Genomic DNA, 13427 nt, shown 5'->3' with positions numbered 1-13427 from the left:
TGCTGCGAAGGAATGCGCCGAACATCGTTTTAAATCCTCTTCCTGATCCCGCCGGATTATGCCCCGATCCCGCCCATTTCGCGCAGGATCGGGGCGATATGGCTCAGCGCCTGGGACGCTTGACCTGCAGCGCCTTGCCCGTCCAGCGCACTTCGCTGTCGAAGCCGTTCTGGTCGGTGACGGCGGTGCCGGCGACGATCCACTTGATCCGCACGGTGCGGGCCTTGGGCATACCGGCATAACCCTTGCCCTCGCGGGCGCCGATGGTGACGGTGCCGGTGGCATCGTCATAGCGCACGGGCATGCGTTCCCAGGCGCCGGTGCGGTACTGCTCGGAGCGGCCATCGTCGTTGTAGACCGAGAAGGAACCGTCCGCGCCGGTGTAGACCACCAGCGTGATCGGCGCGTCGGGCTTTTCGTCGGTGTACTGCATGACCGGGCCCATCGGCACGATCGAACCGGCGCGCACGAACAGCGGCATGCGTTCGGCCGGAGCCGGAACGGTGGCGCTGGTGCCGCCCTGATAGGCCTTGCCGCTGGCGAAGTCGTACCAGGTCAGGCCTGCATCGCCGGGGAAATAGACCTCACGCTCGCGCGCCTTGTAGGTCGTGACCGGGGCGACCAGGAACGCCTTGCCGAACAGGAACTGGTCGTTGGCCTTGCGGGCCTTGGCATCGCCCGGGAAGTCCATGACGAGGCCGCGCATGATCGAACCGTCGTTCTGGTAGGTGTCCGCGCCCAGCGTGTAGATGTAGGGCATCAGGCGGTAGCGCAGTTCGTCATACCACACCATCGAGGCCCGCATGGGCGAACCTTCGGGCGAGATCTCGTAGATCTCGCGCCAGGGCTGCTCGCCGTGGCTGCGGAACAGCGGACTGAAGGCGCCGAACTGGAACCAGCGCAGGTTCAGTTCGCGCCACTCGTCGAGGTCCGCCGCCTTGGGCTTTTCCGCGGCAAAGCGCGGTTCGACCGAGAAGCCGCCGATGTCGTGCGTCCAGTTGGGCAGGCCCGACATCGCGGTGTTCACGCCGGCAGAGATCTGCGCGTGCAGATCGTACCAGCGCGTCGCCACGTCGCCCGACCACACCGCCGCGCCGTAGCGCTGGAGGCCGCCGAAGCCCGAACGGGTCAGCAGGAACGGGCGCACATCGGGTTTGAAGGCACGCCAGCCGTCGAAGAACGAGCGCGCGTTCATCAGCGGGTAGGAGTTGAAGAACTCCGCCGCCGGGCCCATCGCCGTCGGCCCCATGGTATCGATGCGCTTGTCGATCGACAGGTTCGAATGCATGTCCGGCTCGCTGGCGTCCGCCCACCAGGCGTCGAAGCCGAACTTGGCGATGCGGTCTTCCACCTGGCGCCAGAAGATCTGGCGGCCCTTGGCCGAGTAGGGATCGTAGAAGGTATTGGCGTAGCCGACGCCGACCCAGTCCTTGTTACCCTGACGCAGATTGCCGTGATAGATCGCGCCCGCCGCATCCAGTTCCCTGAACGTGTCGGTGGTCGGATAGAACTTGGGCCAGACCGAGATCATGATGTTGGCATGATCGCCGTGCACCATGTCGACCATCGCCTTGGGATCGGGGAAGCGGCTGGGATCGAACTTGTGGCTGCCCCAGGAATCGTCGGTCCAGTAGCGCCAGTCGAGCACGATATTGTCGAGCGGATACTGACGCTTGCGGTACTCGGCGACGACGCCTTCCAGTTCCTTCGCGGTGTCGTAGCGCTGGCGCGACTGCCAGAAGCCGTAGACCCACTTGGGCATCATTTCCGACTTGCCGGTCAGCTGGCGATAGCCCGCCACCGCGCCGTCCATGTCGCCGCCGGCGATGAACCAGTAGTCCTTGTCACGCGCGACCTCGCTGGTGAACCAGACCGAATGGCGGTCCGCCTCGGGCAGCGGATCATTGTGCAGCAGCGCCATGTAACCGGCGTTGGGGTCCCATTCGATGCGGATGTGCGCGGGTTTGCCCGCCGTCATCGGCACTTCGAAATTGGCGTACCAGGGGTTCCAGTTCTGGCGCCAGCGGTCGAGCTTCAGTTCGCCGTCGACATAGACCTTGTAGTAGCTCGATCCGTAGAGCTGGAACTTGTGGGTGCCGGTCTTGTCGGGCTGGAGATCGCCTTCCCACACCACCTTCTGCGTCTGCACGGCGTTGCCGGCGGTGTTCTGCCCCTGCTCCGAAGCGACGGTCCTGGCCTTGGCGGCTTCCGGCCACTTCGCCTGATCGTCGAGGTACTGGTAGTCGATCGAGGTTTCCTGGCGCTCCACCGCCAGCTTGTCGTCGAGGTAATAGCGCGCGGTGAAGCCGGGCTTGCCGCCGCTCGTCACCTTCATGCCGGTCTTGTCGCCAACCAGCGTATAGGGCGCCGGGTTACCGAAACGCGTGATGCTCTCGTTATCCCAGAGCAGGCCGTAGCCCTTGCTGGAGACGACAAACGGAATGCCGATGTCCATGTTGTGCTGGGCGAGTTCGACGTCCTCGCCGTTGAAGTCCATCACCGCCTGCTGGTGCTGGCCGAGGCCGTAGAGCCCTTCGCCGGTGCCGCGGTTGAACTGCTGCGAAACGGTGACGTAGGGGGTGCCGTCCGCCCTGGTCTGGGTGAAGACGGTGGAGGCCGTCTCGCCCAGCAGTTCCTTGCCGGCCGCGTCGAGGAAACGCACCTGACCGCTGGCAAGGTCGATGTCGGCAGTTGCCTTGGCCGCCTTGACCTGCACGTGACCGCCGCTCTGGCTGACGGTGTACTTGCCCGAGGCGGGGGGATTGGGCGCCATCAGGCTGGCGCTGGCGGCCGGGGCCTGAAGACCGCGCGGATGGGCCACGACATGGAAGATGCCGTCACCGTGCAGCGTCACCTCGACGCGGTCCGAAGGGCCGCTCTGCGGCGTCACCGCCACGCCGCCGGGCACGTTCTCCACGCCGCCATCGGCCGCCAGTGCCACGGCCGGGATCAGGCCGATTGCCGAACCTGCAAGCAGCGCGGCCATTGTGAATTGCTTCATGTTAAGATCCTCTGCCAGTTCAGGCGATTACTTGGAAGAATAGAAACCGGTGGTGATCTTGAGCACTTGCGGCCGGTCGATCAGGTTGATGCCGTAGTCGGTCTGGTCACCGTTCCAGACACGCGTGGTCACCCACTTGCCGTCCTTGAACGTGCCTTCCTCGACAGCGACGATCACGCCGTTGCTCTCGCCCTTCGCAGGCGAGAAATTGACGCGGACGTGATCGCCCATGACGAGGTATTCGGTGTCCGAAAGCTGAGCGACAGCCACGCCGCCGACCGGCTGATCGGCCCAGGGCGCAGGCTTGGTGGGGATCCAGGTCCAGTCCTTCTGGCCGAACTGCCACTGGCCCCAGTCGGCCGAGATCTTCCACTTGCCCATCACCGTTTCGCGCACCGCGCCGTCGTCCGGCTTGGCCGCGCCCCAGGTGGGACGGTCATAGGCGATCTTCGCCCAGTCGCTGGCGATCGGCGCCAGCGTGCCATAGGGCAATGCGAAAGCGGTCAGCGTCTCCTTGTCCAGCGCGGTCGCGCCCAGCGGATAGTTGAAGTAGCCGGTGTCATCCATGCCGAAAGGCGCGAAACCGATGCCGCCGCGCCCGATGGTGGCCCAGAAGAAGCGCGCGAATTCCTTCGCATTGCCGATTTCCGGGACCATCAGCGCATTGTCCGGACGGGCATATTTGTCGAGGTACTGGACGGCGTTGGCGCTGTTGCGATCGTAGATGTCGGGCGCCGCGAAGTCGATCGCGGGCGCAGCCGCCTTCCAGATGTCCAGCACGTCCCACTGCGGGCCGCCACTGGCGACACCGGTGGGATCGGGCACGTTCGACGGCCCGGCGAGCGAGGCGTTGACGTACATCGGCAGCGGCTTCACCGCCTTGCCCGCCTCTGCCAGTGCATTGACGAACTGGGCGACGTACCAGGTGTTGAACGCGCGCGGGGCCTGCTTGCCGAAGGCGGCATCCCACGAACCGGACTTGCCGGTCTTCTTCGCCAGCGCGGCCGGGATCGGCTGGGCGAACAGGGCGTTCGCCGCGGCGGAGAAATCGCGCGGCACGCGGTAGGATCCGGTCTCGTTCTCCGGCTGGACCATGATCACGGTGTTCTGCCGGTCATGATCGCGCAGGTATTCCATCACCTTCACGAAAGCACGGCGGTCCGCCGCCATGGTGCTTTGCGACAGCGGCGTGAGCACGTAGTGGTCCGAGCCGTCCGGCGCCTTCATCCGGGGAAAGCGCTTGTTGTCCAGCTTCACCCAGGCAGGCGTGTAGCTGGGGCTGGTGTTCTTCCAGGTGCCGAACCACAGCAGCACCACCCGCTTGTCATGCGCGCGCGCGGCATCGAGCAGGTTCTGCAGGTAGGTGAAATCGAACTTGCCCTCGACCGGCTCCACCTGTTCCCAGGCGACCGGGATTTCCAGCGTATTGGCGTGCATCGCATCGAGCACCGGCCAGACCGCATCGAGCATCGCGGGATAGTTGCTGGAATTGTTCGCCTGCGCGCCCAGCATCAGGAACGGCTTGCCGTCAACGATCAGCGCGTGGCGGCCGTTCCTGCTTTCAAGGCGCGGCACTGGCGTGGCCGCATCCTGCGCCTGAACCGGCGCGGCCACGCCGATGGCGGCCGCGAGCATCAGCGATGCGATGAAATCCTTGCTTTTCATTCCGTCCCCTCCGCAGGCCCGGTCCTGGGATCGCCATAGACGATCCCCCGGCCATCGGTTCCTATGTAGATGCGCCCGAACTGCCGCGGGTCGCCTGAAATCACGCGGATGCGCAGGCCCCATTGGTGGGCCTCGTCATTGATCTGCTGCCATGTCGCCCCGCCGTCGATGGAGCGCCAGACCGCGCGCAGCCCGCCCAGCGTGCCCAGCGCATAGAGCGCGGCATCCTTGCGCCCGGGCGCGGCCTTGCCAAGCCCGTAGCGCTCGATGGTGATGGCCTGTCCGGTGCGCTGCCAGCTGTCCCCGAAGTCGGCCGAACGATAGAGCGCGCCGCCCAGATTGAGCCACAAGGCCCCGGCGCGGTTCGGATCGGCCAGGATCGGCGCAGGCGCCTCGCGGTTGTCGCTGTGGGCCGCGGAAAGGTCTGCGGGCAGGCCCTTGCCCACCAGCGCGCGGAACCGGGCGCCGCCGTCGTCGCTACGCACCACGCGGTTGCTTGCGAAGTCGATGGCGTAGAAGCGCTTGGCGTCCTGCTTGTCCGAAGTGACGCGGGTGCGGCTGGGCAGGCCGGTCACCGCCTGCCATGTCGCACCGCGATTGCGGGTCAGGCGGGGCTGGTCGGTCTCGACAAGGAACGTCCTGCCATCGGCCGAGACGGTGATCGCGGCATTGCCGGTCTCTTCCGGCAGCGGGGTGCCATCGGCATGCGGCGCGCCCTTGGGCACGTGCAGCAGGCTCCAGGTCGCGCCGCCGTCCGCCGACCATGCCAGCGAGGTATCGGGCACCACGCGGGCATGGGTGTTGCCGCTGCGCACCATTACCAGCGGCGCCCGGCCGCCGTAATCGAGCGTGTTGGTGTTCGAGAGAAACGGGTTGATATGCTGGTGCGCGGGCGAGACGGTGAAGTCGTCATGGCGAAAGCCGCCGATGTCGCCGAAGCCCGAAACGAGATGCGCGCCGCCGGTGGGGCTGACCAGCGTGATGATCGCGGTCTGCTCGATCCCCTGCGTCCACGGTGCCCACTGCATGGTGCCGCTCTTCTGCAATTCGCCCGTCGCATAGACCGTCGCGCCGGTCACATAGGCCGCGTGGTTCGCATCGAAAGGATCGATGGCCAGACCCGCGATCCAGTGGCCGAAGTTCGCCTTCCCGCCGAAATCGAGGAAAGGCGTTGCCGAAACGTCGCGCACCGAGCGCTTCCAGAGTTCATCCCAATGCGCGCCGCCGTCATGGCTGAGCCATACGGTGTCGACCGGATTGCTCCGGTCCACCGTGCTGACCGCGATGGTCTGCGGATCGCTCGCGGCCACCGCCACCCCCATGTAGCCGCCGACGGGCGCCTGAGCGCCCCTTGAGGGCATGACTTTCGGCGTCACATCGCGCCACGCCCCGCGCGCCGGATCGAACCGCCAGACCGCGCCGCGCGTGATGCCGTTGGGGCCGATGCCGTCGCAATAGGTGATCGTCAGCAGGCCATCGCTGCCGATAACGGCCTTAACCGGCAGCATGTCGGCCGCCGGCCCGCCGGTAACCGCGCTCCATGTCTTGCCGCCATCGTCGGAGCGCAGCAGGTGGCGATCGCCCGGATCGGCACTGCCCACGAAGACACGGCCGCGCAGTTTCGCGTCGAAAACCACGAACGACAGTCCGCCGTGCGTCTCGCGCCGATTGGTCGGCAGACCCAGCCCGGCAAGCGGGAAGGCATCCAGCTTGCGCCAGTTCGCGCCCGCATCGTCGCTGGCCCACAGGCCCTGATGGCGCGATGCGAACAGCAGGCGGTCATGCGCGAAGGGATCGATCGCCAGCCGCTCGCCCAGCCCGCGCCCGTTCTCGTTGCCGCCCATCGCAAAGGGCACCCGCGCCTCCCGCCAGGTCTTGCCATAATCGGTGGAACGGAAGATCGCGGCAGGCGCCGACCAGTTCATGCCGGCGGCAAGGTAGACCGTCCCGGCATCGACGGGATCGGCAGCAATGCTCTCGATGCCCATGAAGCTGCTTTCGGACACCCGGTCCTGCAGCGGCACCCACTGCTTTGCCGCCGCATCCCAGCGATAGGCCCCGCCCATGTCACTGCGCAGCCAGGCCAGACCGCGCTCGACCGGGCTGAAGACGATGCCGGGCGTGAACCCGCCGCCGCCCACGCGCACACTGCGCCAGTCATAGGCCACCACGCCGCTGGTCGAAGAAACGATCCCGGAAGCCGGGCCAGCGCCTGCGGACACGGGCACGGCGCCTGCAGCAAGCCCTGCCGCAATCGCCATTGTGAGCGCCACAAATGACGCGCCCCTTGCCCCGCTGATGCTCACGGCCTCCCCTTTTTCCTCTCGCTTCCAGATCAGCGGACGACGGCTTCCTTGACCCGTCTTGACGTTGCGCTGCTCGTCGTAGATAACGCTAACACACCTGGAGAGGAATAGCGGTGACAAAAAATAATGGTTCGGTCGCAAATCGCGGCCTGCCCGCAGACTGGCGTGACGGAATCTTCCTTGGACGCATCGAGACCGCCGAAGGGCCGACCCCGATCCTGATTCGCGGCGGCCAGGTGTTCGACATGGCCCGCGTCGCCCCCACCACCTCGGCGCTGATCGCCCTCGATGCCCGCAGCGGCGGCGAACTCATGGGCGGCATCGAAGTGCTGGAAACCGCACATCTGCTCAGCCCGGTCGATCTCCAGTGCGTCAAGGCCTGCGGGGTGACCTTTGCCGTCTCCGCGCTGGAGCGCGTGATCGAGGAACGTGCGCGCGGCGATCATACCGTGGCCGCCGAGATCCGCAGCAAGATCGAAGCGGTGCTGGGCGGCTCGGTCCGCTCTACCGTGCCCGGCTCGGCCGAAGCTGACGCCCTCAAGCAGACCCTGATCGACGAAGGCATGTGGTCGCAGTACCTCGAAGTGGCCATCGGCCCCGACGCCGAAGTCTTCACCAAGTGCCCCGTGCTCGCCTCGGTCGGCCACGATGCGCCGGTCGGTGTGCGTTCGGATTCGGGCTGGAACAACCCTGAGCCGGAAGTCGTGCTGATCGCCGGCCCCGACGGCAAGGCAGCGGGCGCGACGCTCGGCAACGACGTCAACTTGCGCGACTTCGAAGGACGCTCGGCGCTGCTGCTGGGCAAGGCCAAGGACAACAACGCCTCCTGCTCGCTCGGCCCGTTCATCCGCCTGTTCGACGACAGCTTCACCATGGAAGACGTGCGCACGGCGGACGTTGCCATGGCCATCGCGGGCGAGGACGGCTATGTCCTCGAAGGCCACAGCACGATGCGCGAAATCAGTCGCGATCCCGAGGACCTGCTCCGCCAGTCGATGAGCGAGCACCAGTACCCGGACGGTTTCGCCCTGTTCTGCGGCACGCTGTTCGCCCCCACCCAGGACCGTGACGAACCGGGCCGCGGTTTCACCCACAAGGTGGGCGACACCGTCACCATCACCAGCGCGCGTCTCGGCACGCTGGTGAACTCGGTCACCACTTCGGCCGAGGCCGCACCGTGGACCTTCGGGATCGGCGAACTCTTCTCCAATCTGGCGCGCCGCGGCCTGCTGGCGGCATGACGGACCATAACAGAACCATGCTCACTCAGACCTCCTCGGGCGGCCTCACCGCCATCTACCCCGAACTCCAGGACCGCCGCGTCATCATCACCGGCGGCGCCACCGGCATCGGCGCAGGCCTTGTCGAAGGCTTCGTCGCGCAGGGCGCGCAAGTGGTCTTCGTCGACATCCAGGATGCCGAAGGCGAGGCACTGGCCGCGCGCCTGGCGCAGGGCGCACGCCACGCGCCGGTCTACCGCCATCTCGATCTTGTCGACATCGACAGCGTGCGCGAAACGATCGCCGCGATCGTCGCGGAGTTCGGCGGCATCGACGTGCTGGTCAACAATGCCGCCAACGACGACCGCCACCAGATCGCCGACGTCACGCCCGCGTTCTGGGAAGAGCGCATGAACGTGAACCTGCGCCACCTGTTCTTTGCCGCCCAGGCCGTGGCGCCGGCGATGCGCGAGGCCGGCGGCGGCGTGATCGTCAACTTCGGCTCGATCTCCTGGCATCTCGCCCTGCCCGACCTGGTGCTCTACCAGACCACCAAGGCGGCGATTTCCGGCCTGACCCGCAGCCTGGCCCGCGATCTCGGCGGCGACAACATCCGCGTCAACACCATCGTTCCCGGCAACGTGAAGACCCCGCGTCAGGAAAAATGGTACACCCCCGAAGGCGAGGCCGAGATCGTCGCCGCACAGTGCCTGCCCGGACGCATCGTGCCGCAGGACGTGGCCGCGCTGGTGCTGTTCCTGAGCTCCGACGGCGCGCGCATGTGCACCGGCCACGACTACTTCGTCGACGCCGGCTGGCGCTGATCGCCATGCAGGCTGAGCATCTCCTTTCGGTCGGCGCCGAACTGGGCGAAGGCCCGGTGTGGATCGACGGCGCCCTGTGGTTCGTCGACATCAAGCGCAACACCGTGTTCCGCTTCGATCCCGCAGCGCGGGCCCTCTCCAGCTGGCCCGCTCCCGAGCATGTTGGCTGGGTGCTCCCCTCTGCGCAAGGCGGCCTGATCGCGGGGCTCCGCAGCGGCCCGCACCGCTTCCTGCCGGAAACCGGCGCGTTCGAGCGGATCGCCGACATCCAGGCCGACTTGCCCGACAACCGCCTGAACGACGCCGCCATCGACGCGCAAGGCCGCATCTGGTTCGGCACGATGGACAACCTCGAGGAAAGCGAGACCGGCAAGGTCTTCGTGCTCGACAACGGCGCCGTTCACGAGGCCGGGCTCGCTGCGGTCACGATCACCAATGGCCCGGCGATCTCGCCCTGCGGATCGCATGTCTACCATGTCGACACGCTCGGCCGCAAAGTGATCCGCCATGCGGTCTCCGCCGCAGGCACGGTGGATGCAGGCAGCCTCTTCCTCGACTTCAACCGCGAAGACCGCGCCGACTGGGGCTATCCCGACGGCGCGATCTGCGATGCCGAAGGCGGCGTCTGGCTGGGCTTCTATGCCGGCAGCGCCGCGCGGCGGTTCGCCCCGGACGGCACCCTGACCGACGAGGTACGCTTCCCGGTTTCCAACGTGACCAAGATCGCGCTTGGCGGCGAAGACGGGCGCACCGCTTTCGCCACCAGCGCGCGGCAGGGCCTTTCGGAAGAACAGCTTGCCAGCCAGCCACTTGCAGGCGATCTTTTCACTTTCCGTACGGCCGTCCCGGCCGCGCCCCCTCGCAAGGCCAACACCTGAATTCAACCGGGCCCAGCCATAGACAACAGCAGGCGGGCCCCCGGGAAAGGACATCCTGATGGACAGGATCGATATCAACAAGCGCCTGGTCGCGCTCGTCGTCGCGGTCGCGACGATCGGCGGCTTCATGTTCGGCTACGATTCCGGCGTCATCAACGGCACCCAGAACGGCCTCGAAGCCGCCTTCGCGCTGGGCCGCCTGGGCATCGGCGTCAACGTGGGCGCGATTCTTGTCGGCTCCTCCATCGGCGCCTTCATCGCCGGACGCCTGTCCGACCTCATCGGCCGCCGCGGCACGATGATGCTGGCCGCCGTGCTGTTCCTGGTTTCCGCGCTGCTGGCAGGCGCCGCCGGCTCTTCGGCGATCTTCATCATCGCACGGATCATCGGCGGCCTTGGCGTTGGCGCTGCCAGCGTCACCTCGCCGGTCTACATCTCGGAAATGACCCCGGCGAACCTGCGCGGGCGTCTTTCGAGCGTGCAGCAGGTGATGATCATCTCCGGCCTCACCGGCGCCTTTGTCGCCAACTTCGTACTGGCGCGCTGGGCTGGCGGGTCGACCGCAAGCCTCTGGCTGGACTTCCCGGCCTGGCGCTGGATGTTCTGGCTCCAGGCCATTCCCGCCGCGATCTATCTCGTGGCCCTGCTCTCGATCCCGGAAAGCCCCCGCTACCTCGTCGCGCGCGGCCGCAAGGATGAGGCGCACGCGGTGCTGACGCGCCTGTTCGGCGAGGCACAGGCCACCCGCAAGGTGGCCGAGATCAGCGCGTCGCTCGCCGCCGACCACCACCGCCCCCGCCTGTCCGACCTCGTCGACAAGACCACCGGCAAGATCCGCCCGATCCTGTGGGTGGGCATCGGCATCGCCGTGTTCCAGCAACTCGTCGGCATCAACGTGGTGTTCTACTACGGCGCGACGCTGTGGCAGGCAGTCGGCTTTACCGAAGACAATGCGCTGCAGATCAACATCCTGTCCGGTGCGCTGTCGATCGGCGCCTGTCTTGCCGCGATCGCGCTGATCGACAGGATCGGCCGCAAGCCACTTCTGCTGATCGGTTCGGCGGGCATGGCGGTGACGCTCGGCCTTGTCGCCTGGGCTTTCTCCACCGCCGTTCCCGGCGCCGACGGCGCACTTGCCCTGCCCGGCCATTCGGGCCTGATCGCGCTGATTTCGGCCAATGCCTACGTCGTGTTCTTCAACATGAGCTGGGGCCCGGTCATGTGGGTCATGCTGGGTGAGATGTTCCCCAACCAGATCCGCGGCTCTGCGCTTGCCGTTGCCGGTTTTGCGCAGTGGATCGCGAACGCCGCGATCTCGGTCAGCTTCCCCACGCTCGCCGAACGCCCGGGCCTGGCGGTGACTTACGTGTTCTACGCCCTGGCTGCCGCCGTCTCGTTCTTCTTCGTGCGGGCCACCGTCACCGAGACGCGCGGACGCGAGCTTGAGGACATGGAAGGATGAACAGCACCGGGGTCGTCCTGAGCGCAGGCGACTGGCGCCTCGTCCTCGATCCCCATCGTGGCGGCATGGTCCGCGCCCTCACCCGGCGCGGACAGGACATCCTGCGGCCGATGCCGGAAGGCGCCGACGCGCCTTTCGACAGCGCCTGCTTCCCGCTCGCCCCTTACGCCAACCGCATCGCGGGCGGACGCTTCACGTGGGAAGGCCAGGCCCATGTGCTGGCGCCCAACGCGCCGGGGCAGAAGCACCCGCTGCACGGCACCGCATGGCTTGGCAACTGGTCGGTGGAAACCGGTGAGGCAGACCGCGCCACCCTGCTCCACCACCATGCCGCCGGGCCTGACTGGAACTGGGCCTTCACCCTGCGCCAGCATTTCCGGCTTACCGCCGATGGCCTCGAAGCGCGCCTGGAACTGACCAATACCGACGACAGCGCGATGCCGGCAGGCCTCGGCTTCCACCCCTGGTTCACCCGCCGGGGCGTGAGCGCAATCGCCTTCACCGCCAAGGCCGTTTGGCTGGCCGATGCCGAGATGCTTCCCACCGTGCGGGCCACGGCGGATACGCTGGGCGACTGGAAACAGGGCGCCGCCCTTGAGCGCCCCGACCTGGTCGATCACTGCTATGCCGGTTGGACCGGACAGCTGCGCATCGAGCGCGGCGACGGCGACATCGTGCTCGAAGGCGAGGACACCCCCTACTTGCACCTCTACGTGCCGCCGGGGCAGGACTTTTTCTGCGCCGAACCGCAGAGCACGATGCCCGACGCCGTCAACCGCGAGGCCCCGGCACCGCTGCTGCCAGGCGAGACCCGCACCGTCACGATGCGAATCCGCAGCGCCTGAAGCCGCCGCCCAGCCCCCTCGCGCGAGGGGGCGGGATCAGTTGCCCAGGGACGGGCGCAGGACGGGACGGCGGCGCGGGGCGGCGTCGGACTGACGGCGCACCAGCTTGTACTCGATCTCGATCCGCTGGTCGCCGATCTCGCCCTTGCGCTTGTTGCGCAGCATCGTGACCAGAAGTTCCACCGCGCGGCGGCTCATCTCGACGATGGGCTGCTGGATCGTGGTGAGTTCGGGCCAGATCGTGGTCGCCAGCGCCACGTCGTCGAAACCGCAGACGGTAAGGTCGCCCGGCACGTCCAGCCCGCGGCGATGGGCGATCGCCACGGTGGCGGCGGCCATGTCGTCATTGCTGGCAAAGATCGCCGAAGGCTGTTCCTCCAGCGACAGCAGCTCCTCGGCCGCATCCAGCCCCGAACGATAAGTGAAATAGCCCTGAGCGACGAGCGCCGGATCAAAGGCGATGCCCGCCTCGACCAGAGCCTCGCGGTAACCTTCGAGGCGCGCACCGCTCGCGGAAAGATCCGGGTGGCCGAGAATGAAGCCGACCCGGCGATGGCCGAGATCGATCAGATGCCTGGTCATCTCCCGCGCGGCGCTGCGGTCATCGATCATGATCGTGGCGATGCCCTCGTGCGGTTCGGCGGTGGTCACCGCCACGGTCGGCATGTTGGCCTTGCGCAGCACCGAGAGCACTTCCATCGCCTCGTTGAGCGGCGGCGGCAGGATCACGCCGTGGATGCCGCCCGCGACCATGCGCTCGGCCACTTGCGCCAGATCCTCCCCGTCCTCGACTTTCTGCACGATGATCTGAACATCGGACCGCCCGGCTTCCTCGAGGCTGCCGACGATAAAGGCACTGAGGAACGCCTCAGACGGGTTCGAATAGAGCAGCCCGAGCCGCAGTTGCGAGGCCCCGGCAAGACTGCGCGCCGCGCGATTCGGCGCGTAGTTGAGCTGCGCGATCGCCGCGTTGACGGCATCGCGGGTGGCCTGGCGCACTTTGGGTTCGGAATTGATGACGCGCGAAACCGTCATCATCGACACGCCCGCAAGCGCGGCCACGTCGGCAATCGTCGGGGCCCCGGTCTGGCGGGATTTCGAGCTGCGGCGTTTGCGCTCACTGTCGGACATGACCGTCCTGTAGCACGACTTTCGATCCTGCAAAGCGCCTGCGTAACGCAAACCGGAAAAACCGTGGGAACGGTTTATGGTAGCGCAATCATCAC

The 13427-nt window shown here is 66.9% G+C and carries 9 protein-coding genes; 5 read left to right on the top strand and 4 right to left on the bottom strand.

What is annotated here, in order from left to right:
• Positions 1–103: 103 nt before the first annotated feature.
• The 3 genes from OKA11_RS00700 to OKA11_RS00690 are packed head-to-tail and all read right to left on the bottom strand — an operon-like array spanning position 104 to position 6888.
• Positions 104–3001 carry a TIM-barrel domain-containing protein gene (locus OKA11_RS00700; protein WP_267218296.1) on the bottom strand — a complete coding sequence of 966 codons (2898 nt, stop codon included), beginning with the start codon at positions 2999–3001 and terminating at the stop codon, positions 104–106.
• 27 nt (positions 3002–3028) lie between these two features.
• Positions 3029–4666 (bottom strand): DUF5597 domain-containing protein, encoded by a 1638-nt coding sequence (locus OKA11_RS00695; RefSeq protein WP_379489302.1) that lies wholly within the window; start codon positions 4664–4666, stop codon positions 3029–3031.
• On the bottom strand, positions 4663–6888 hold the full coding sequence (locus tag OKA11_RS00690) for a beta propeller repeat protein (protein WP_267218295.1): 2226 nt from the start codon (positions 6886–6888) through the stop codon (positions 4663–4665). Before OKA11_RS00690 ends, OKA11_RS00695 begins: the two co-directional genes overlap by 4 nt.
• Before the next feature lie 197 nt (positions 6889–7085).
• On the opposite strand from OKA11_RS00690, the gene OKA11_RS00685 reads away from it, so the two are divergent.
• Genes OKA11_RS00685 through OKA11_RS00665 form a run of 5 tightly spaced genes read left to right on the top strand, consistent with a single transcriptional unit; the run spans position 7086 to position 12201 of the window.
• Positions 7086–8213 (top strand): fumarylacetoacetate hydrolase family protein, encoded by a 1128-nt coding sequence (locus OKA11_RS00685; protein ID WP_267218294.1) that lies wholly within the window; start codon positions 7086–7088, stop codon positions 8211–8213.
• Between the two features lie 17 nt (positions 8214–8230).
• A complete protein-coding gene (locus OKA11_RS00680; protein WP_267218291.1) occupies positions 8231–9016 on the top strand; it encodes an SDR family NAD(P)-dependent oxidoreductase in 786 nt (261 codons plus the stop codon).
• Positions 9017–9021: 5 nt separating this feature from the next.
• Positions 9022–9894: an SMP-30/gluconolactonase/LRE family protein gene (locus OKA11_RS00675; protein WP_267218290.1), complete on the top strand. Its 873-nt coding sequence runs from the start codon at positions 9022–9024 to the stop codon at positions 9892–9894.
• Between the two features lie 58 nt (positions 9895–9952).
• Entirely contained in the window at positions 9953–11356 is a 1404-nt protein-coding gene (locus OKA11_RS00670; protein WP_267218289.1) for a sugar porter family MFS transporter, read from the top strand.
• Entirely contained in the window at positions 11353–12201 is an 849-nt protein-coding gene (locus tag OKA11_RS00665) for an aldose 1-epimerase (protein ID WP_267218288.1), read from the top strand. Before OKA11_RS00670 ends, OKA11_RS00665 begins: the two co-directional genes overlap by 4 nt.
• Positions 12202–12237: 36 nt before the next feature.
• Here OKA11_RS00665 and OKA11_RS00660 read toward each other — a convergent pair whose 3' ends face one another.
• The gene (locus OKA11_RS00660; RefSeq protein WP_267218287.1) at positions 12238–13332 is read right to left on the bottom strand and encodes a LacI family DNA-binding transcriptional regulator; all 1095 of its coding nucleotides are present in this window, start codon (positions 13330–13332) and stop codon (positions 12238–12240) included.
• Positions 13333–13427 lie beyond the last annotated feature (95 nt).

It is taken from the genome of Novosphingobium clariflavum (assembly GCF_026420865.1).
GTDB lineage: Bacteria > Pseudomonadota > Alphaproteobacteria > Sphingomonadales > Sphingomonadaceae > Novosphingobium > Novosphingobium clariflavum.
The sequence above is the reverse complement of the archived record's forward strand: the minus strand, read 5'-3'. Positions and strand labels throughout refer to the sequence as shown.